Here is a 20,777-nt window from a genome sequence, read left to right as displayed (position 1 = left end):
GACTTCCCTCAAGAGCATTAAAAGTAACCAAACAACATCAAATGATATCAAACGATGTTGAACGAAAGGAGGCAGGAGCCATGGACCGGACAGGAGGAACGCATTCCCAGTCCCAGTCTCAGGCCGGGGCCGTGGGGGTGGCCCTGCCCGGGGTCCGGCAAACGGTTCGGGCCGACGCGGCCATGGCCGCGGTCATTTTGTTGCTGGGGATCTTCCTCGCGGCCACGGGAAGTTTCCTCGTCCAGCGGTGGCAGTCGGCTTCGGCGCGCCAGCAGTCGCTTTCCTTCGAGGACCAGCTCGGGATCGCGGCAAATACCGCCGGGCTGATCGTCATCACCTGGTGGGTGATGTCCTTCGGCATCGCCGTCGCAGCGGCAATGCTCGACCGACTCGGCAGGACCCGCGCGGCGGCCGCCACGGGCCGGTTCAGTCCGGCGTTCATGCGACGGCTGGTTCTCGCCGCCGTCGGGCTGCAACTGCTGACCGCACCTTTGGCCACCGCGGCCACCGCACCCGACGGGTCCGGCCCGGGCGGGCCCGCCCAGGCAGCGGTATCGGCGTCGTGGACACCGTCACCCGGGCAGGCTCCAGTGCCGGAGCCGCAAGGTCCAGGCGCCACTACGGGGGTGGATCCACGATGGAAGCCGCTGAGTCCGATCGTGGATGCCGGCCCTCTCACCGCACGCCCCGTGCGGTCGCAGGACACTCCTGCCGCCCGCAGGGAGGTGACGGTCAGGTCCGGCGACTCATTGTGGAGCATCGCCGCGGCGTCGCTGGGGCCGTTCGCGTCCGACGCCGACATCGCCCGGGAGTGGCCCCGGCTGTATGCGGGCAACCGCCAAGCGATCGGACCCAACCCGCATCTGCTGCGGCCCGGACAGGTCCTCATCCTCCCGCCGGGAGGCTAAGTCACCGGCCGCGCCGCGACAAGGCCGGCCGAACACCCAGAACCAGCAATCCGCACGAACATCAGCACCCGCACCCGCAGGAGCCTCACCCCCAGAAGAATCGCCTCCATCCGTCACCCGCTATAAGCAAAGGAACCGTCATGAACGCAGTCACCGGGATCCGCCCGGCCGCGGCTACCCCAGTCCCGCACGTCCCTGCCCTCCGGGTTGTGTCCGGCACGGCAACGCCGGCCATCCACGCCGCCGCGGCCGCTCCGCCGCTGCAGGTCGTTGACGAAGCCCGCGAGATTTGTGCGATCTCGCGCAGCACCGTGCAGGCCGCCATAGAGGTGCTGGCCGGCACCCGGCCGGCCCAGCAGCTCTCCCGCCGCCTGGATCCGCGTTGCCTGGCGGCCCTGCAGCACCGCGCCGCGCTGACCCGCCGGGTCGCCTCCGGCAGCTCGCCAACAGCGGGCCGGCTGCACCGTAACCCTTCCGTGCGGACCGTCCGGGCCTGCCGCGTGTCTGATGGCATCTACGAGGCCAGCGCTGTGGTGGTCGAGGAAGCACGGGTCCGCGCCGTCGCGCTGCGACTGGAGCGAGGCACGGTTGCCTGGCGCGTCACCGTGCTGGAAATCGGCTGAACCGCGGGGACGTAATCCAAGGCAGCGGAGCCGAGGGCAGAACCAGCCCCCAACAGCCAGCAACAGGCAGGAACCGGGCCGTCCCTGACCGGGCCGGGCCTGTCAGGAAAGGAGGCGGAAATACGGGAGGACCGGAGCAGTTGCTCCGGTCCTCCCGTGCGTTGGCTTCGTGCCTAGCGCCGCTTCTTCTTTGCCGCGCGGCGGCCGATGTCCTGCGCGGCGGCCTTGGCCGGGTTTCCCGATCGCCCGGAGCTCTTGGCCTCGATCCGGGTCTGGGCGGCGCCGTCCTCGCCGGGGGCGGTGTACTGCAGCTGCGCGGGTTTCTCCGGGGCTTCGAGTCCGGCAGCGTGGATCTGCGGCTCGTGGTGTTCGGTGTGCTGGCCCTCGGCGTCCGCGACAACAACGTCCTCGGCCGGCGTCACTTCGACGTCGAGGTTGAACAGGAAGCCGACGCTCTCCTCGCGGATGGCCTCCATCATGGCCTGGAACATGATGAAGCCCTCGCGCTGGTACTCGACCAGGGGATCGCGCTGGGCCATGGCGCGSAGCCCGATGCCCTCCTTGAGRTAGTCCATCTCGTAGAGGTGTTCCTGCCACTTCCGCCCGATGACGGACAGCACCACCCGGCGTTCCAGTTCGCGCATGCTCTCGGAGCCGATCGCCTGTTCCCTGGCCTGGTAGACCAGGCGGGCATCGGAGAGGATCTCTTCGCGGAGGAAGTCGACGGTGATGCGGGACTTGCCGCCGGCTTCGTCAATGACGTCGCGCGGCGTGAAGCTCACCGGGTAGAGGGTCTTGAGGTTGGACCACAGCAGGTTGAAGTCCCAGTCGTCGCCGGTGCCCTCGGCCGTGGCCGCATCGATGAAGGCGTTGATGGTGTCTTCCAGGAAGTACTGGACCTTCTCGTGGAGGTCGTCGCCTTCCAGAATGCGGCGCCGGTCACCGTAGATGGCCTCGCGCTGGCGGTTCAGGACGTCGTCGTACTTCAGCACGTTCTTGCGCTGCTCGGCGTTGCGGCCTTCCACCTGGCCCTGGGCCGAGGCAATGGCACGCGAGACGAGCTTGGATTCGAGCGCGACGTCGTCCGGCACCGAGCTGTTCATGAGCCGTTCGGCCGCGCCGGAGTTGAACAGGCGCATGAGGTCATCGGTCAGCGAGAGGTAGAACCGGGACTCGCCCGGGTCACCTTGGCGTCCGGAACGTCCGCGGAGCTGGTTGTCGATGCGGCGGGACTCGTGCCGTTCGGTACCCAGAACGTAGAGCCCGCCCAGGTTCAGGACTTCCTCGTGCTCGTCCTTGACGGCCTGCTTGGCAGACTCGAACGCCTCGGGCCATGCGGCCTCGTATTCCTCGGAGTTTTCCTCCGGGTCCAGGCCCCGCTTGGCCAGTTCGGCGACGGCGGTGAACTCGGCGTTGCCGCCGAGCATGATGTCGGTACCGCGGCCGGCCATGTTGGTCGCGACGGTGACGGCGCCCTTGCGGCCGGCCTGGGCCACAATGGACGCTTCACGGGCGTGGTTCTTGGCGTTCAGGACCTCGTGCCGGACGCCTTCCTTGGCCAGCAACCGGGAGAGGTATTCGCTCTTCTCGACGCTGGTGGTGCCCACGAGGACCGGCTGGCCGTTTTCGTGGCGTTCGGCGATGTCCTGGACCACGGCGTCGAACTTGACGGTCTCGTTCTTGTAGACGAGGTCGGCCTGGTCAATACGCGTCATGTCGCGGTTGGTGGGAATCGCGACGACGCCGAGCTTGTAGGTGCTCATGAACTCGGCGGCCTCGGTCTCGGCCGTGCCGGTCATGCCCGCGAGCTTGTCGTACATGCGGAAGTAGTTCTGCAGTGTGACCGTGGCGAGGGTCTGGTTTTCGGCCTTGATCTCGACGCCTTCCTTGGCTTCGATGGCCTGGTGCATGCCCTCGTTGTAGCGCCGGCCGGCGAGGATGCGGCCGGTGTGCTCATCGACGATCAGCACCTCGCCGTCGAGGATGACGTAGTCCTTGTCGCGTTTGAACAGTTCCTTGGCCTTGATGGCGTTGTTCAGGAAGCCGATCAGAGGCGTGTTGGCGGACTCGTAGAGGTTGTGGATGCCGAGGTAGTCCTCGACCTTTTCGATGCCGGCCTCCAGGACACCGACGGTGCGCTTCTTCTCATCGACTTCGTAGTCGGTCTCGGCGTGCAGGCGGGTGACCACCTTGGCGAATTCGCTGTACCACCGGTTGGTGTCGCCCTGGGCGGGGCCAGAGATGATGAGCGGGGTGCGGGCCTCGTCGATGAGGATCGAGTCCACTTCGTCAACGACGGCAAAGTGGTGGCCGCGCTGGACGAGTTCGGAACTGTCCCACGCCATGTTGTCGCGCAGGTAGTCGAAGCCGAATTCGTTGTTGGTGCCGTAGGTGATGTCCGCGGCGTACTGCTCGCGGCGCAGCGCGGGGTCCTGGTTGGAGAGGATGCAGCCGCTGGTCAGGCCTAGGAAACGGTAGACGCGGCCCATGAGGTCGGACTGGTATTCGGCGAGGTAGTCGTTCACGGTGACTACGTGGACGCCCTTGCCGGAGAGGGCATTGAGGTAGGCCGGAGCAGTGGCCACCAGGGTCTTACCTTCACCGGTCTTCATCTCGGCGATGTTGCCCAGGTGCAGGGCGGCACCGCCCATGAGCTGGACGTCGAAGTGGCGCATGCCCAGGGTACGGGAGGAGGCCTCGCGTACCGCAGCGAACGCTTCGGGCAGCAGATCGTCGAGCTTTTCGCCGGCCTGGTGGCGTTCGCGCAGACGGTCCGTCTCCTCGCGGAGCTCGGCGTCCGTGAAGGTCTGGAAGGAGCTCTCCAGGGCATTAATGGAATCGGCATAGTTCCGCAGTTGCCGCAGGGTTTTTTTGTCACCCGTGCGGAGAAGTTTTTCGATAAGTGATGCCACGTGAAATTGCTCCCAGTCTCAATCTGCCGAATTCYGGCGTGTTYAGTCTACGGGAGAGACGCAGGGCSGGWGGCGCCTGTTCCCTCACAGCGGATACTGCTGTTTACCGGGCAGCCACGGCTTCGGCGAGCGCCGGCGCGAGGTCCCCCGTTGGCGAGACAACAACCCCGGCCAGTCCCAGCCACTCTGCCATGAGGTGCAGTTCCGCGGCCAGTTCGACGGCGGTGTCCGCCGGCGCGCCGGGTTCGGCGTGGGCGGCCCTGACCAGGAGCCGGCCGCCGGCCCGGTCCGCCTTGAGGTCCACCCGCGCGACGATCCCGTCGCGGAGCAGGAACGGCAGGACGTAGTAGCCGTACTTCCGCTTCGGCTCCGGAGTGTAGATCTCGATCCGGTAGTGGAACCCGAACAGTTCCTCGAGCCGGCGGCGTTCGAACACCAGGGAGTCGAAGGGGCTCAGGAGCGCCCGGCCGGTGGCTGAACGCGGAAGTTTGGCCTCTGCGTGGCGGTACAGCGGCCGGTCCCAGCCGGCGACCTTTACCGGCTGCAGCCGGCCGGTGTCCACGAGGTTCGCGACTGACACGGCGGCGGCTTTCTGCGGCGTCCGGAAATAGTCCGCGAAGCACCGCACCGTCCCAATGCCGTGGGCCTGGGCCGCGGCGTCGATCAAACGGTCCATCGCGACGGCCGCGTCCGGTTCGGGCTCCGGCGTTCCTCCCGGCCCGGGCAGCACCCTGGCGGTGAGCATATAGCGCCGTTCGAAGGAATCGGTCCGCGACGATGCGGAGACAAGGCCCTCTTCGAACAGATGTTCCAGCACCCTCTTGACCACATTCCAGTTCCAGCCCCAGTTGTCCTGCTGCCGGTCCTCCACGTGGCCGAGCCTGGCCGTCAGTTCGCCCGCTGTCATTGGTTTGCCGGCCGCCAGGGTTTCCAGCACCCGGGCCGCCACGCCGTTGCGCAGTTCCGGGTCCATGGTGTGCGCGCCCACCCATTTGCGGTTCTGCCACTGCACGAGATCCTGGAAGTGGTCCGGGCGGATGAAGCACGCTTCGTGGGCCCAGTACTCGATCATCCGGCGGGGGTGGGTCCCGGCCATCCGCTGCAGGATGGTGCGGTCGTAGTTGCCCAGCCGCGAGAAGAATGGCAGGAAGTGGCTGCGGGACACCACATTGACGGAGTCGATCTGGACCAAGTGCAGCCGGGCAAAGGTACGGCCCACCGCCCGTGCGCTCACGGGTCCGGCGGGCCGTACTTTGTCCAATCCCTGGGCTGCCAATGCGATCCGCCGTGCCTGTGACAGGCTCAGCGATGCTTGCACGTTAGTCCCTTCGTCGGATGTTTTGCCCCAGCTTATGCGCTGGCGGGCTCATCCTCTGAACGGTAGGCCAGGATTTTCTCTTCCAGACTCGAATGTCCGGGCTCGCACGTCTGGTCCAAGGAGATGACCCCGTAGGTCCAGCCCTCGCGCCGGTAAACGACCGACGGCGCCTTGGTTTCCTTGTCCACGAAAAGGTAGAAGTCGTGACCCACAAGTTCCATGTTGTCGACGGCGTCATCGAGGGTGATCTGGGCCGCGGGGAATACCTTCCGGCGGATCAGCACGGGCGAATCGCCGGCCGGAATATCGTTCTCGACATCGTAGGGGGACTTCTCGGCCGCCGGCGTTTGGGTCTCCTGCTGGTGCGCCGCCTCCACGTAAAGAGGTTCGCTGGGGCTGGCCGGTTCGAGGGCTGCTGTCGCCTCGGTGACGGACTTCGGGGTGTGCCGGCCGTGGTGGACCTTCCTGCGGTCCCTGGCCCTGCGCAGGCGTTCAAGAAGCTTGTTGTAGGCGAGGTCGAACGCGGCGAACTTGTCGGCGGCACTCGCTTCTGCGCGGATAACCGGGCCGCGCCCCAGGACTGTCAACTCAACCGTGAGCGATTCGGCGGTCTGGCGGGCTTTGGTCTCCTTGGTGACCTTCGCGTCTACCCTCTGGACCTTGTCTCCCAGCGACGCGATCTTTGAGATCTTGTCGTCGGCATATTCGCGGAATCGGTCTGAGACCGTCAAGTTGCGTCCGCTAATCATGAACTCCATGGTGCCCTCCAAATGACTTCGGTGACACGACGGCGGTACTTCCCGGGGCCGATCTGACTGACAGTCGAGCCCCTTTCCGAGCCGCTATCGACAGGTACATCTGTTCTTGGTACCCATCATCGACGTTAGTTCATAGACACCTGTTATTCATCCTTTTACGGTTTATTTTTTTACGTCCCGCCCTTTACGCCCGCCATGTCGGGCCTGGCGACGCCGACGTCGGCAGGGGCAGGCGGGCGTGTCGCGGCCACCACCACGGCACCGCTGACAATGGCCCCCGCAGCCCGCAGCGCGCGGGCCGCCTCCGCCAGGGTCGCGCCGGTGGTCAGCACGTCATCGACGATGATGCAGGGCCGTCCCCAGACCTGCGGCGACCAGGGGCCGGCTCGGGCCCGCATGGACCCGCGGACCCGTAAAGCGCGGGCACCGCGGTCCAGTCCTTWCTGTCCGCCGCGCAGGTACCGCTCCCCGTTCCGGCGGGACCGCAGMAGTTCGAGCGGCATCCAACTCACCGCCGGCGGCCGCGTTTTTCGCAGGGCATCGGCGACGGTGAAGCTCGGGATTCCGCCGCCGCGGACGAGCCGGCGGAGCAGGAGATGGACGGGACTGAAACCGCGTTTGCGGTACGCGGCGGAGCTTGTGGGCACCGGGACGAGGACGAGACCCTGCGCCTGCCCGGCCGCGGCGTGCAGAGCCCGCGCCAAGCCCCGGGCCAGCTCGCCGGCCAGCCGCTGCTGCCCATGGCTTTTGAAGGACAGCAGGCACTGGGCCAGCTCTGCCCGGTAGGCCCCTGCAGCCACCACGGGCAACAGCACCGACCCGTCCATGTCCATCAGGGCCGGGGCCTGGGCCTCGGCCCGGAACGGCTTCAGCGTCAGCAGGCGGAGCTGCCGGGAGCAAGCGCCGCAGAGCGCCGAGTCTTCCGCGCCGCAGCACACGCAGTCCACGGGAATGGCCAGGGCGACCACCTCCGCCGCTGCCTCGGCCGTCCGGTCGCACAGTCTCGCCAGCGGCCGGGCGTAACTGCCGCGGTGCCGCGCCGATGTGGCTGCGGCCGGGGCAAGGTCCGGATCCGCGGCCGGCCGCCCGTGCCCGATGTCCTGTCCGGTGTGCTGGGTTGCTTGCAGGGCAGTCTGCCGGGCTGGGTGGCTGTTCATCSTCCGATCCTGGACCGGGGACGGCGTCGGTGGCAGCGCCGYGGGCCGCTATGTGGACAACTCCCCGGTCAGCCGGGGAACGACGGGTCGATCGGTCCCTTGAGCTGCGGTGACCAGCCGTTGCCCAGCCGCTGGAAGATCCCTTCCGCTGACTGGCCGTAGATCTCGGATGTGCCGTTGCCTGCGCTGAGGGCAGTGAGACCTGGCCACGGCGCCAGCTGCTGCGGCTCCGCTGAAGTCAGGGACAACAGCTCGGGGGTGACGGCATCGCTGGCGGAGGCCTTCATGACCGCGACCGTGGTGTCATCCACCCAGACCCCCTGGTCAGGATCCCGGGGGGTGAGCAGCGTCAGGGGCACGGTCAGRTCCCTTGGCGTGCCGTCGGCGTTWCGGATGATSCCGGTGATCTGGACTTTGCTCTTCCCGTTCTGCTCCGAAATGACCAGCGCGCGCGTRCCGTCCCGGGAAATCCGGAACTCCTTGACGGTCCTGCCGGCGAGCCAACCCGGYGTMAGGGTGACRGTGGGCACGGTGGCGCTCTCCGCCACGCCGACGGGCCGGTAGGCCACCACTTCCGTGGCTCCGGCCGCRCCCGGTCCGGCGGTCCAGACCCAGTCGTACCGGCCGAAGGACGGCCTGGACAGSGAGGCCCGCGTGGTCAGTGCCCTGGCAGGCTGGCCCGGAACGATTGAGTACAGCGTGGTGCGGGCGGCGTTGAGGAACGCGGCGGCCTGCGACTCGGTCGACTCCGCAGGYGCCCGCGGCGAGAGGGCCGCGACGGACTGGATGTCWGGCAGCGGTGAGAGCCGGTTGTTCTCGTACCGGACCAGGTCGTTGTTGCTGACGGCGATCTGGTAGGCGGGGATGCTTTCATCCCGGACAGGGGGCAGGACCGTGCCGTTGTCCTCGACACGCACCAGGTCCTGGTTTGCCCGGAGCTCGACATTGATGACATCCGGCTGGCTGCGGAACGTCAGGGCCAGCTGGGTCTGCATCCGCAGCCGGTCCTCGTTGGAGGCGTCGACGAGGTCCTTGGCGGTGAGATCGACCTGCGCTGCGCCGGAGACCACGGGCACGGACTCGCGGGCCAGCTTGATGCCGGACGGGAACGCACTGACGACGGCGCCCTTGAGGTACGGGGCAGGTCCGCCCAGCAGGGCGCTCGTCATGGCCTTGACGGTCTTCTTGCGGATGAACCACCGGACGTCCGGCACGGCGTACGTGAACGTGGGGTCGTAGAAATAAATCGGGTACGCGCCGTAGATGACCTTGAAGGTCTCTTCCGGAATGGCCGTCCCGTCCGGGAGATCGGAGATCCGCCACTCGCCGTCCACCTGGGTCAGCGTGACCGGGATGCTCTCGGTGGTGCCTTCGGGAAGCTGCGTGGCCACGCCGTCGGCGTCCACCGAATAGGCGACGTCGAGCTGGTAGTTGAAGACGTTTTCGACGCCGGTGGCCACCACTGTGGCCTTTCGGAAAACGAGGGCCCGCTGGTCCGGTTTCCAGGTCACCGACGAACCCTGGGTGAGGTACTGCCGGGCCACGGCGTAGTCATCCTCATAGCCGCTGCCGGCCAGGTAGAAGTCCTCGATGACAGCCTCGGGTCCCGCGCCCGGACGCGGCGCGGACGGGAAGAAGACCGGGGCGTTGGGGTTTCCCGCGCTCTCGTCMGTGCTCTTGCCCACCGGCCCGGAGCGCGGAATCTGGGCACACGAGGTCAACAGCAGCAGGAGCACAGCAAGCAACGCTGCCCCCACCCGGGTGAATTTTCCCGACATGGAAACACTGCTCATGCCCTGCCCTCCGTCCCAGTTCCCCCGGGGCCGGCCGGTCCGCCGTCCGGGTTTGCCCCGCCGACGGCCCCGCCGACGGCGCCGCCGTCGCTGCCGCCGCCGTCGCCAGTGAAGTCATCAGCAAAATCATCTGTGGCGCCGTCTGCCGCGGCCCCGCGGGCGACGCCGGTCTCCGGGGTCCCCGGCGAGGCTTCCGCGGTTCGCGGCGGGTCCAGCAGCACGACGGTCCGCTGGGTGCCCGCCGCCGGGAGGCCGACATGCACCGGCTCGAGCTGGAGCGGGGACTTGGTGATCGGCTCGTCGCGGCGCAGCGGAAGGGTCAGGCGGAAGTTCGAGCCGTGGCCCTTGCTCCCCCACGCCTGCAGCCAGCCGTCGTGGAGCTTGGTGTCCTCCGCGGCGATGGACAGGCCCAGGCCGCTGCCGCCCGTGGTGCGGGCCCGGGCGGGATCGGCGCGCCAGAAGCGGTCGAAGACGCGGGCGGCCTCAGCCGGGGTCATGCCGATGCCGTGATCCCGTACGGCCACGGCTACCGAAGTGCCGTTGGCGGCCACGGAGACGTTGACGGGCCGGCCCTCGCCGTGYTCAAGGGCGTTCAGGATGAGGTTRCGCAGGATCCGRTCGATCCTGCGGTCGTCCATGTCGACAATGATGCTGCCGGCCGGRGYGTTGAGGGTCACGGCTGAGCCRTATTCGGCGGCGACCGGCGCCACCCCCTCAATGACGTGCGCCACGAGYTGCACAATGTCCGTYGGTTCGGCGTCGAGGGTGGCCGCGCCCGCGTCAAAGCGGGAAATTTCCAGGAGGTCCGCCAGGAGCGAYTGGAAGCGCTCCACCTGGTTGTAGAGCAGCTCTGCGGACCGCTTGTTGATGGGGTCGAAATCYTCGCGCGCGTCATAAAGGACTTCCGCGGCCATGCGCACCGTGGTCAGCGGCGTGCGGAGCTCGTGGGAGACATCGGAGACGAAGCGCTGCTGCATTTGCGAGAGCGTGGCCAGCTGCGTGATTTGCTCCTGGAGGCTTGCCGCCATGTGGTTGAASGAGGCACCGAGCCGGGCGACCTCGTCCTCGCCCTTGACCACCATGCGTTCCTGCAGCTGTCCGGCCGCGAGCTTCTCCGARACGACGGCGGCATGGCTGACCGGGCTGACCACGTTGCGGGTGACATACCAGGCGACGCCGCCGATCATCAGCACCAGCAGGGCACCGCCGGCCAGCAGGACGTTCTGGATCTCGTCCAGTGTCTTCTGCGCCGTGTTGAGGTCGTAGATGAGGTAAAGCTCGTAGACGGTGCCGTTGAAGGTCACCTTGTTSCCGACGGCGATGCCGGGYCGGTCCTCGGTCCCCACGGGGAACTGCGTGGAGGCCCAGTACTGGTCCTTGCCGGAGTCCTGCACGGCTTTGCGCAGGTCCGGSGGGATGACGCCGATGGTGAGCTGGTCGGAGGCCCGGGATTCAACCCAGCGGTTGCGCGGCTTGGTCTGCTCCGGCATGGCCTCGAAGACGTAGCGACGCTGGATCACGGACCCGCGGCCCTCGACGGCGTTCAGGGTGTCGTAGACCAGCGTGATGACGCTGGACTGGTCCGTGACCTGGGCGCCGTCGAACGTGTCCTGGACCTGCTTGACGTTGTAGCGCGTCTCCGATTCGGCCTGGGCGAGCCGCTCCTGGAACAGGTTGTTGGCGATCTGGTTGGACAGGTAGGCGCCAACGACCGCGAACGAGCCGATGGCCAGCAGGAGCGTGGTCAGGACGGTCCGGAACTGCAGCGAACGCCGCCACTTCTTCTGCACCGAGCGGAGCAGGTAGAGGACGCCGGGCCAGAAGCGCCGTCCCCCGGTCCGGACCAGGCGTGCGACCCGGACGCCAACGATCCTCGCGCGCTTGGCCCACAGCCGGGTACGGAAGGCGAATCCGCGCCAAAGACCCGGTCCGCCGCCGGCAGGGGGCGTCCCGGGCTCGTGCAGGATCTCGGGCACGATGGCGGGCTCGCCGTCGAGGTCGACGGYGGGCAGGGCGGCGGGCGGAGCGGCGGACGGGGCGGACGACTCWGCGGACAACTCTGCCGGCGCCGYGTCYKGCGTCATTTCCGGCGTCATYTCCGGCGACTCCGCCGTCGCTATGCKCTGCGGGACACTGCGGTCCGCRGGCTCAGGAACCTGCTTTATAGCCGACACCACGGACCGTCAATACAACTTCGGGGGCTTCTGGATCGCGTTCAATCTTGGACCTCAGCCGCTGGACATGGACATTGACCAGCCGGGTGTCGGCGGCGTGCCGGTAGCCCCAGACCTGCTCCAGGAGCAGTTCACGCGTAAACACTTGCCACGGCTTGCGGGCCAGGGCGACAAGGAGGTCGAATTCCAGCGGCGTCAGGGAGATCCGGTCGTTGCCGCGGCTGACCAGGTGGCCGGCGACGTCGATCGTGACGTCGGCGATCCGCAGCGTTTCCGGGGCCTTCTGGTCGCCCGGGCGGAGCCGGGCCCGGACGCGGGCGACCAGCTCGGCGGGTTTGAAAGGCTTGGGAACGTAGTCATCGGCCCCGGACTCCAGGCCGCGGACCACGTCCGAGGTGTCCGCTTTGGCGGTCAGCATCACGATCGGGACGTCTGACTCGGCACGGACCTGGCGGCACACTTCAATGCCGTCCATGCCCGGAAGCATCAGGTCAAGCAGGACGAGGTCCGGTTTGGAGGAGCGGAACACGTCCAGCGCCTGTGCTCCGTCGGCGCAGAAGACGGGTTCGAAGCCGTCATTGCGCAGCACAATACCWATCATCTCGGCGAGCGCCTCGTCATCGTCCACTACCAGAATGCGTGCCTTCATAGTTATATATTCCCCCATTGAATTGGCTTTGTCGTATCGGGCGGCCCACCGGCATGGCGCAGGCGGGCGTGCCGTGGCGGCCCGGACCGCGCCGAGGCGCCGGAAAGTTGTGACAATTGCCGCCATGTCCTGCATGCTGTGGAAAAGCCCCTTACACCGGYCCGGACCGCAGGAGGAACCCGTGAACACCCCCATCTACAAGCGCGCCCTGGGCCCTGACTCTGCCCGGCTGCAGCCGGAACTYCAAGAATACTTCGCGTTGGCGCCGGGGTCCGGCCACTATGGCGTCGGCGAGGGGGTCTTCGACGTCGTCGGCTGCCGGCAGGCCTGGCTRAGGCCCCTGCTGCGGCTCACCGCCGGCGAGCAGGCCTTCTTCCCCGAATACGGCGAGGGCGTCCGCTTCCGGATCGAAAACCACGCCCATCTGGACCCGTTCGGCAGGTCAAGCCTGACGGCCCGGCGCGAGATCTTCTTCCCCGGAACCACCCGGCTGTTCCACGACACCACCAGCCTTGACGAATCCGGGGGCCAGCCGCGGCTCGTGGACTACGTGGGCAGGTTCCGGCGGCTCACCACCGACCTCAATCTCAGCGTGACGCCCGAGGGCAGGCTCCGCGGCGTCTCCGAGGCCTCCCGGCTGTTCCTCGGTCCACTGCGGATTCCGCTGCCGGCGGCGCTCGACGCCAAGGCCTATGCCGAGCAGTGGTGGGAGCCGCAGGACGGCGGCCGCCACCGGATCCAGGTCAAGGTGATCCAGCCCCAGCTCGGCCTGGTCCTGGTGTACGCCGGCCACTTCGACTACCGGCTCGAGCCTTATCCCGGCGGTGTGGCGACGCTGGGCTTCCTGCCCGGGCACGCACGTCCGGACGGCTGGGAGAGCAGGGTCTGAGTCGGGATGCCGGCGTCACCGGCGTCACCGGCGGACCCGGGCGCTGGCTAGCCGAGGGCGAGCTGGTTGAGTCCGTCCGCCGCCTGGGTCAGCCGGGTCAGGACCGCCCTCGCCGCGGCCGGTGCGTGCAGCGCCAGACCCTCCGACGGCGTGACCCTCAGCGCCCCCAGCGTGGACGCCGGCAGACCCAGCTGCCGCCACGGGCGCCACACGTTTTCCACGACGTCGCCAACCCTGGGCAGCCTCGCAGCGGGATCCGTCACGTCCAGCGCGCCGGCCCAGAGCCGCTTGCCGGCCTCCACCGCGCCCGCGAGTTGYTCCCACTGGCGCGAGGTCARGGCCCGGAGCGGCACGGCGATTCCGTCGGCGCCGGCCGCCAGGATCCRCTCGAAGGGCGCCTCGACCTCGGAGACGGCCACGACGGTTTCCACGGCGCCGGCGGCCCGGAGCGCGTCGATGACCAATTGCCAGGACTCGGTGACTTCCCGGCCCGGCACCGAGCGCAGGGTCCGGTAACCGCTGGAGGTGGGAATGGTGCCGGCCAGCACGGAGGMAATCTCAGGTTCGTCGATTTGGACCACGATCCGGGCACCKGGGGCAGCCTCTGCCACCCGYTTGAGGTARCCTTCCACACCCGCTGCCAGCGAAGCCGCAATCTCRCGKCGGGCRCCAAAGTCGATCAGGGCCCGTTCCCCGTTGTGCAGGTGCAGGCCGGCGGCAAGGCTGAGCGGCCCGCGCAGCTGGATCTTGATATCCTCCGACGGCGCTTCCTCGGCCCCGATCACGTCCGCCAGGATGTTGATGTCGGTGGACAGGGCGGATTTTGCCCGCTGCAGGTCCTTGCCGGGACGGTCCACGAACCTCCAGCCATGCGGCTGGACGTCGACTGCCAGCTCCACGAGCAGGGACGCTGTCCGGCCCAGTGCATCGGAGCCGACGCCGCGGTCGGGAAGTTCGGCAAGGAACGGCAGGTGCGGGGTGCCCAGTTCACCGCGGATGATGCGGGCGGCCTCAGCCGGGTCCTCGCCGGGCCACGGGCCCAGGCCCGTCGCGGTCACTTGCCCCGGAGCGGGCGAGTCTGTTCCGGCCATGGTCAGGCGTCTGCGGTGCGGGCTGCGTCCGCGGAGCCGGAGGCCTGGGCGGCCTGGTGGTCTTCGGCAATGGCCTCGTGGTGGCGGATGACCTCGCCGATGATGAAGTTCAGGAATTTCTCCGCGAATGCCGGGTCGAGGTGGGCCTCGGCGGCGAGGTGCCGCAGCCGGGCGATCTGGGCCGTTTCCCGGCCGGGGTCCCCGGCGGGAAGTTTGTGTGCGGCCTTGAGGAAGCCGACCTTCTGGGTCGCCTTGAAGCGCTCGGCCAGGAGGAAGACGAGGGTGGCATCGATGTTGTCGATGCTGGAGCGGATCGACAACAGCTCCGCCATCACCGCGGGGTCCACGGAACCGGCCAGGGAGCTTGCCGCCGGGTCGTAGGAATCGGTTTCAGGAAGATTGAGGTTCTGCTCGGTCATTGATCCAGTCTAGGGGCACGGCGGCTAATGCCTTCGGCTGTTAAGCGCCGTTGCAGGGGCCTGGCCCGGCACGCAAAAGGGACATGCCCACCGTTCATGGTGAACGGTGGGCATGTCCCTTGGCGGTGGGCCTAGCTGTGAAGCACGGCCTTGAACGCCTCGCGGCGCCTGGCCTGCTCGTCGGGATCCGGAACAGGCAGCGAAGCGATGAGCTTCTTCGTGTAGTCGTGCTGCGGGTTGCCCATCACCTGGTTACCGAGGCCCTGCTCCACCATCTTGCCCTTGTAGAGCACCCCGACCCAGTGGGAGAGCATGTCCACCACGGCGAGGTCRTGGCTGATGAASAGGSMSGCGAAGCCGAAYTCCTSCTGGATTTCCTTGAACAGTTCCAGCACCACGGCCTGCACGGACACGTCCAGGGCCGAGGTCGGCTCATCCGCGATAAGCAGCTTCGGGTTCAGGATGAGCGCCCGCGCCAGGGAGGCACGCTGGCGCTGCCCGCCGGAGAGTTCGTGCGGGAACCGGTCAGCGTACGACGCCGGCAGCTGCACTGACTCGAGCAGCTCACCGACCCGCTTGCGCGCCTCAGCCGCGGTCGGGTTCGAGTGGATGATCAGCGGTTCCGCCACACAGTCGCCGATGGTCAGCTGCGGGTTGAACGAGGCCGCCGGGTCCTGGAATACGAAGCCGATCTCCTTGCGGAGCGGCTTGAAGGTGCGCTCCTTGAAGTTCAGCATTTCGTAACCCAGCACATTCAGGCTGCCGCCCGTGGTCCGGTTGAGTCCCGCGATCGCCCGGCCGATGGTGGTCTTGCCGGAACCGGACTCCCCCACGAGACCGAAAACTTCGCCTTCGGACACGGTGAAGCTGACGCCGTCAACGGCCTTGAAGGCCGGGCTGCCCAGCCGCCCCGGGTACTCGATGGTCAGGTTCTTGGCCTCAACCAGCACTTTGCCGCCCTGGTGGGCGCGCTCCACCATACCCTCCGACGCGGAGTTGCGGCCCAAGTGCGGCACAGCGGCGAGGAGCTTCTTGGTGTAGTCCTCCTTGGGCTGGGCGAAGAGCACCCGTGAGGATGCCTCCTCCACAACGTCGCCCTGGTACATGACCACGACGCGGTCGGCGAGGTCGGCGACAACGCCCATATTGTGCGTAATCAGAACGATGGACGTTCCGTAGTTGTCGCGCAGGTCCCGCAGCAGTTCAAGGATCTCGGCCTGCACGGTGACGTCCAGGGCAGTCGTCGGCTCGTCCGCCACGATGAGGCCAGGGTTCAGGGCCAGCGCTGCGGCAATCACAACGCGCTGTTTCTGGCCGCCCGAGAACTGGTGCGGGTAGTAGTTGACCCGCGTTTCCGGGTCCGGGATGCCCACTTTGCGGAGGGCTTCAATTGCCCGCGCCTTGGCTTCCTTGGCCGAGACCTTGCTGCGGCCGCCAGTGCCGGCGTGTGCGCGGATTCCTTCGGCGATCTGCCAGCCCACGGTGAAGACCGGGTTAAGGGCGGTGGATGGTTCCTGGAACACCATGGCCACATCGCGGCCCCTGATCTCCCGCAGTTTCGCCTCGCTGACGCTGATGACGTTGTTGCCGTTGATCAGGACCGCGCCCTGACTGATAGCCGTCTCCGGCAAGAGTCCCAGGATGGTCTTGGCCGTTACAGTCTTGCCGGATCCCGATTCGCCAACGATGGCCACAACCTCGCCGGGGTTGACCTGGAGGCTGACGTCCTTGACGGCGTACACGTCCCCGGCATCAGTGGCGAACGTGACCTTGAGGCGGTCGATGTCCAGGACCGGGCCCGCGCCCTGGCCAGGCTTGTCGATGTTGATGGTCATAGAACTCTCGATTCTGCTTCGAGTGCAGCCTGGGCACCGGCGGTGGAGTCAGGTCCGCCCTTGCCTGCCACAGCCTTCTTCCGGCCCCGCAGGCGGGGATCGTTGAGGTCGTTGATGCTCTCACCGACGAGGGTCAGCCCAAGCACGGTCAGGACGATCGCCGTACCGGGGTAAACACCGGTCCACCAGATGCCCGAGGAGGCGTCTGCTATGGCCTTGTTCAGGTCGTAGCCCCACTCGGCGGCAGAGGTCGGTTCGATGCCGAACCCGAGGAAGCCGAGGCCCGCCAGGGTCAGGATGGCCTCGGACGCATTCAACGTGAAAATCAATGGCAGCGTGCGGGTTGCGTTCTTGAAGATGTGCCGACCCATGATGCGAACGCTTGAGGCACCCACCACCTTGGCTGACTCGACGTACGGCTCCGCCTTTAGCCGGATGGTCTCGGCCCGGATGACGCGGAAGTACTGCGGGACGAACACCACCGAGATGGAGATGGAGCAGGCAACAATGCCTCCCCAGAAACTGGACTGGCCGTGGCTGATGACTATTGACATCACGATGGCCAGCAGCAGGGACGGGAATGCGTAGATCGCATCGGCGATCACCACGAGCAACCGATCGAGCCAGCCGCCGAAGTACCCGCTGACGAGGCCGAGGGCTACGCCGAGGAAGATTGACATGGCCACGGCGACGATGATGACCACCGCGGCCGTCTGGGCGCCCCAGAGCACTCGGGAATAGACGTCATAGCCACCCACCGTGGTGCCCCAGATGTGGGCCGGACTGGGGGGCTGCTGTGTCGGGAAGGGACCCGCTGCGTCGCTGAGCTGGGCAAACCCGTAGGGCGCGATCCACGGCGCAAACACGGCGACGAGCAGGAAGACGACGGACAGGACCAGGCCGGTGACGAGCATGCCGCGCTGCAGCCCGACGCTCGAGCGGAAATGCGAGATCACCGGCAGCCGGTAGAAGAGGGGCTGCTTGCGCCCGCTTACTTTGGTTGCATTCATGGTTAGTACCTCACTCGCGGGTCGATCAGGGCTGCGACGACGTCCACGATGAAGTTCGTGACGGCAACGATAACCGCCAGCATCACGACGATTCCCTGGACGGCGACGAAGTCGCGGGCGTTCAGGTATTGCACCAGCTGGTAGCCGAGGCCCTTCCACTCGAAGGTGGACTCAGTGAGAACGGCGCCGCCGAGCAGGAGGGCAATCTGGAGCCCCATGACTGTGATGATCGGAATCAGGGCAGGCTTGTAGGCATGCTTGGTCACGAGCCGGAAATTGCTGACGCCGCGGGACCTGCCGGCCTCGACGTAGTCCTTGCCCAGTGTTCCGATGACGTTGGTGCGGACCAGCCGCAGGAAGACCCCTGCCGTCAGCAGCCCCAGAGTGAGTGCGGGGAGGACTGAATGGGACGCGACGTCGCCGAACGCAGCCATGTTGCCGCTGCGCAAGGCATCCAGCCAGTAGATCCCGGTCGGTGCGGCCAGGCTTCCCATGGCCAGTTCGGTCCTGGTGGAGGCCCGTCCTGCGACGGGCAGCCAGCCGAGCCAGACGGAGAAGGCCAGCTTCATCAGCAGGCCGGCGAAGAATACCGGGGTGGCATAGCAGAGGATGGCGAAGAACCGCAGGACGGCGTCGGGCGCCTTATCGCGTTTGTAGGCGGAGATGAGCCCGAGCGGGATGCCGACCAAAAGCGCCACGATGAGGGCATTGATGGCCAGTTCCAGGGTTGCCGTGCCAAAGGTGATGATCATTTCGACAACGGGCCGGCGGTCGGTGATGGTGGTGCCGAAATTGCCGGTCGCCACCTGGCCAACGTATTCGAGGTACTGCACGAGGATCGGGCGGTCGTAGCCGGCGTCGTGGATGCGCTGCGCGAGCGCCTCCGGGGGAAGCCTGCCGCCCTGCGCTGCGGTGATGGGGTCGCCGATGACCCGCATCAGGAAGAAGACCAAAGTCACCAAAATGAAAATGGTCGGAATGATCAGGAAGAACCGGACCAGGATGTAGGTCCCCAAGCCCCCACCCGAGGATTTTTTCTTGGACGGAAGAAGTCCGTCGGCGTCGTTTAGCGGCGCCTCAGTCAATGTTGTCATTGGTACCTAAGATTGTGCTGTCGCGGCCTTGGGCGGGCCGGCGTGAACTGCGGGGTGCGGCAATGACCAGCAAAGGCGGGGCGCCTTCAGGGCGCCCCGCCTCGCAGGCTGGTCAGGACAGCACGGATGCAGCCTTACTTGGAAATAGTTCCCAAACGGAACTTGAAGGAGGCATCGAGGGTGGAATCGACACCCTTGACACCGCTGCCGGAAATGGCAACCTGCGCGCCCTGGAGCAACGGAAGCGTGGAGATGTCCTTGGCGAGGGCATTCTGCGCATCCTTGATCGTGGACTCGCGTTCAGTCTTATCAACGGTGGTGAGCTGCTTGCTGATCAGGTCGTTGACGGTCGGGTTGTTGTAGTGGTTCTTCAGGAAGCCGCCCTCCGGGAAGAACGGGGTCAGGTAGTTGTCGGCGTCGCTGAAGTCCGGGAACCAGCCAAACTGGAACAGGGGGTACTCATCGGCCCGGCTGGCCTTGCTGTAGGTGACCCATTCCGTGGACTGCAGGTTGACCTTGAACAAACCGGACTTCTCCAGCTGGTCCTTGATCATGGCGTACTCGTCGCCGGAGGACTTGCCGTAGTGGTCCGGGTTGTACTGCAGGTTCATCGAGACGGGAGTCGTCACACCGGCGTCGGCCAGGACCTTCTTGGCCTTGTCCAGGCTGGGCTTGCCGGCGTCGCCGTAAGCGTCCTTGAACGATTCGTTGGCGCCGAGGAAACCGCTGGGAACGTTGGAGTACAGCGGCAGGTAGGTGCCCTTGTAGACCTGGTCCGCGATGGACTGGCGGTCAACGAGGTTCGCGATGGCCTGGCGGACGGCGAGCGCCTTGGCCGGATCTGCATCCGGAGCCTTCGCGCCGAACGGCATGGTGTCGTAGTTGAACGTGATGTAGCGGATTTCGCCGCCGGGGCCAATGTTGACCTTGACCTTGGAGTCCTTCTTCAGGTCATCGACGTCGGTGGCGCTCAGGCTGCGGTTCGCGACGTCGATGTTCCCCTGCTGGATGTCCAGCTTCATGTTGGTGGGGTCGGCGTAGTACTTGATCGTGGCGGCATCGTTGGCCGGCTTGCCGAGGACTCCCTGGTAGTCAGGGAATGCCTTGAAGCTGACCAGCTCGTTCTTCTTGTACGTGTCGATCACGTACTGGCCGTAGAACGCCTTGGCCTTGACGATCGAGTCGTCGTCAAGCAGTTTGTCGGCCGGGAAGACTTCATCGTCTACGATCGGCGCGGCGGGGCTGCTGAGGATCTGAGCGAACGTCTGGTCGTTTGCCTGCTTCAGCTTGAAGACCACGGTGTTGGCATCGGGGGCGGTGATGCTGTCGATGTTGGTCAGCAGGCTGGCGGGGCCGGCGGGATCGTTGATCTTGGTCTGCCGGTCGAAGGAGAACTTGACGTCCTTGGAGTCGAGCGTGTGCCCGTTGGCCCATTTGAGGCCCGGCTTGAGCTTGACCGTGTACTCGGTCGGCGAGGTGAAGGACGCAGACTCGGCCAGGTCCGGCACGGGATCTGCGCTGCCGGGCTTCGAGTTGAGGAGGAAAGAGTAGATCTGGTTCATCACCATAAACGAACCGTTGTCATACGCGCCCGCAGGATCCAAGGCGGTGACCTTGTCCGTGGTGCCGTAGGCGATCGGACCGCTTGCTGCGGCTGATGACCCGCCAGCGCCGCCGGTCGGCCCTGTGCAGGCCGTCAGTGCAAAGGCGGAAACCCCGGCCAGCGCGATGACGCTCTGCCAGGCCTTTTTGTTCATTGCCATCTGTGAACTTTCTGTTCGATGCGTTCTAGCGCAGCCCAAAGTGAAACGAATGACTCGATGGGCGGCACGCTTTGCTGATTCCTAGATTCAACCAGACAACCATTCGGTGAATCGTTGCATTTTGTGAGTTGAGACACAAAATTTACACGATTCGAAGGTTTCTCTCATTTTCTTCAGGATTCTGCCCGGATCTTCGACAGGTAGCGGGCGCATCTGCAACGCCCGCGGCAAGCCGGGGCAACGCGACGAAGGGCCCCGCCACGTGGCGGGGCCCTTCGTTTGATTGCGTGGGGACTGGGTGTGGCGGGCGCCTAGAGCGCGGCCCGCTGCAGSGASCGGGCGGCRTCGATCGTGGCCTGGCCCAGCACRCGGCTGCCCTGGTAC

At 66.5% G+C, this 20,777-nt stretch carries 16 protein-coding genes; 3 read left to right on the top strand and 13 right to left on the bottom strand.

All coding sequences use genetic code 11. The annotated features are described in order from the left end of the window. Window positions 1-80 precede the first annotated feature (80 nt). Window positions 81-908: a LysM peptidoglycan-binding domain-containing protein gene (locus tag AC1DEY_RS12125; RefSeq protein ID WP_476868143.1), complete on the top strand. Its 828-nt coding sequence runs from the start codon at window positions 81-83 to the stop codon at window positions 906-908. Between the two features lie 140 nt (window positions 909-1,048). After that, window positions 1,049-1,531 (top strand): Rv3235 family protein, encoded by a 483-nt coding sequence (locus tag AC1DEY_RS12120; RefSeq protein WP_476868142.1) that lies wholly within the window; start codon window positions 1,049-1,051, stop codon window positions 1,529-1,531. A 173-nt stretch (window positions 1,532-1,704) separates the two neighbouring features. On the opposite strand, the gene secA is transcribed toward AC1DEY_RS12120, so the two are convergent. From secA to mtrA, 7 genes are all read right to left on the bottom strand, one after another. Continuing rightward, a complete protein-coding gene (gene secA / locus AC1DEY_RS12115; protein WP_476868141.1) occupies window positions 1,705-4,443 on the bottom strand; it encodes a preprotein translocase subunit SecA in 2,739 nt (912 codons plus the stop codon). Window positions 4,444-4,546: 103 nt separating this feature from the next. Then, on the bottom strand, window positions 4,547-5,761 hold the full coding sequence (locus AC1DEY_RS12110; RefSeq protein ID WP_476868140.1) for a winged helix-turn-helix domain-containing protein: 1,215 nt from the start codon (window positions 5,759-5,761) through the stop codon (window positions 4,547-4,549). A 32-nt stretch (window positions 5,762-5,793) separates the two neighbouring features. Then, on the bottom strand, window positions 5,794-6,519 hold the full coding sequence (gene hpf, locus AC1DEY_RS12105; RefSeq protein WP_441407420.1) for a ribosome hibernation-promoting factor, HPF/YfiA family: 726 nt from the start codon (window positions 6,517-6,519) through the stop codon (window positions 5,794-5,796). A gap of 170 nt (window positions 6,520-6,689) precedes the next feature. Further along, window positions 6,690-7,676, bottom strand: coding sequence for a ComF family protein (locus AC1DEY_RS12100; protein WP_476868139.1), 987 nt, complete (start codon window positions 7,674-7,676; stop codon window positions 6,690-6,692). A gap of 68 nt (window positions 7,677-7,744) precedes the next feature. Continuing rightward, the gene (locus AC1DEY_RS12095) at window positions 7,745-9,469 is read right to left on the bottom strand and encodes an LpqB family beta-propeller domain-containing protein (RefSeq protein WP_476868138.1); all 1,725 of its coding nucleotides are present in this window, start codon (window positions 9,467-9,469) and stop codon (window positions 7,745-7,747) included. Continuing rightward, window positions 9,466-11,553: an MtrAB system histidine kinase MtrB gene (gene mtrB, locus AC1DEY_RS12090; protein WP_476868137.1), complete on the bottom strand. Its 2,088-nt coding sequence runs from the start codon at window positions 11,551-11,553 to the stop codon at window positions 9,466-9,468. The genes AC1DEY_RS12095 and mtrB overlap by 4 nt, the downstream gene beginning before the upstream one ends. A 64-nt stretch (window positions 11,554-11,617) precedes the next feature. After that, window positions 11,618-12,292 carry an MtrAB system response regulator MtrA gene (gene mtrA / locus AC1DEY_RS12085; RefSeq protein WP_026538469.1) on the bottom strand — a complete coding sequence of 225 codons (675 nt, stop codon included), beginning with the start codon at window positions 12,290-12,292 and terminating at the stop codon, window positions 11,618-11,620. 181 nt (window positions 12,293-12,473) lie between these two features. Between mtrA and AC1DEY_RS12080 the strand changes: the two genes are divergently transcribed. After that, window positions 12,474-13,181, top strand: a complete 708-nt coding sequence (locus AC1DEY_RS12080) for a DUF4166 domain-containing protein (RefSeq protein ID WP_476868136.1) — start codon at window positions 12,474-12,476, stop codon at window positions 13,179-13,181. Between the two features lie 47 nt (window positions 13,182-13,228). On the opposite strand, the gene AC1DEY_RS12075 is transcribed toward AC1DEY_RS12080, so the two are convergent. The 6 genes from AC1DEY_RS12075 to AC1DEY_RS12050 all read right to left on the bottom strand — a co-directional run bounded on the left by AC1DEY_RS12075 (window position 13,229) and on the right by AC1DEY_RS12050 (window position 20,393). After that, window positions 13,229-14,272 carry a uroporphyrinogen decarboxylase/cobalamine-independent methonine synthase family protein gene (locus AC1DEY_RS12075; protein WP_476868135.1) on the bottom strand — a complete coding sequence of 348 codons (1,044 nt, stop codon included), beginning with the start codon at window positions 14,270-14,272 and terminating at the stop codon, window positions 13,229-13,231. Window positions 14,273-14,274: 2 nt separating this feature from the next. Beyond that, window positions 14,275-14,691 carry a chorismate mutase gene (locus AC1DEY_RS12070; RefSeq protein ID WP_476868134.1) on the bottom strand — a complete coding sequence of 139 codons (417 nt, stop codon included), beginning with the start codon at window positions 14,689-14,691 and terminating at the stop codon, window positions 14,275-14,277. A 131-nt stretch (window positions 14,692-14,822) separates the two neighbouring features. After that, window positions 14,823-16,526: an ABC transporter ATP-binding protein gene (locus AC1DEY_RS12065; RefSeq protein ID WP_476868133.1), complete on the bottom strand. Its 1,704-nt coding sequence runs from the start codon at window positions 16,524-16,526 to the stop codon at window positions 14,823-14,825. Then, complete coding sequence (locus tag AC1DEY_RS12060; RefSeq protein ID WP_476868132.1) at window positions 16,523-17,536, bottom strand: ABC transporter permease; 1,014 nt, start codon at window positions 17,534-17,536, stop codon at window positions 16,523-16,525. The genes AC1DEY_RS12065 and AC1DEY_RS12060 overlap by 4 nt, the downstream gene beginning before the upstream one ends. Window positions 17,537-17,538: 2 nt before the next feature. Beyond that, on the bottom strand, window positions 17,539-18,630 hold the full coding sequence (locus AC1DEY_RS12055) for an ABC transporter permease (RefSeq protein ID WP_441407411.1): 1,092 nt from the start codon (window positions 18,628-18,630) through the stop codon (window positions 17,539-17,541). Window positions 18,631-18,764: 134 nt separating this feature from the next. Next, window positions 18,765-20,393 (bottom strand): ABC transporter substrate-binding protein, encoded by a 1,629-nt coding sequence (locus tag AC1DEY_RS12050; RefSeq protein ID WP_441407410.1) that lies wholly within the window; start codon window positions 20,391-20,393, stop codon window positions 18,765-18,767. Window positions 20,394-20,777 lie beyond the last annotated feature (384 nt).

The organism is Arthrobacter sp. 05T47 (genome assembly GCF_056395825.1).
The sequence above is the reverse complement of the archived record's forward strand: the minus strand, read 5'-3'. Positions and strand labels throughout refer to the sequence as shown.

Excerpts from the sequence above, each read along its gene's own strand:
- AC1DEY_RS12125 (WP_476868143.1), top strand. The coding sequence starts at position 81 with ATGGACCGGACAGGAGGAACGCATTCCCAGTCCCAGTCTCAGGCCGGG.
- AC1DEY_RS12120 (WP_476868142.1), top strand. The coding sequence starts at position 1,049 with ATGAACGCAGTCACCGGGATCCGCCCGGCCGCGGCTACCCCAGTCCCG.
- hpf (WP_441407420.1), bottom strand. The coding sequence starts at position 6,519 with ATGGAGTTCATGATTAGCGGACGCAACTTGACGGTCTCAGACCGATTC.
- AC1DEY_RS12070 (WP_476868134.1), bottom strand. The coding sequence starts at position 14,691 with ATGACCGAGCAGAACCTCAATCTTCCTGAAACCGATTCCTACGACCCG.
- AC1DEY_RS12060 (WP_476868132.1), bottom strand. The coding sequence starts at position 17,536 with ATGAATGCAACCAAAGTAAGCGGGCGCAAGCAGCCCCTCTTCTACCGG.
- AC1DEY_RS12055 (WP_441407411.1), bottom strand. The coding sequence starts at position 18,630 with ATGACAACATTGACTGAGGCGCCGCTAAACGACGCCGACGGACTTCTT.
- AC1DEY_RS12050 (WP_441407410.1), bottom strand. The coding sequence starts at position 20,393 with ATGGCAATGAACAAAAAGGCCTGGCAGAGCGTCATCGCGCTGGCCGGG.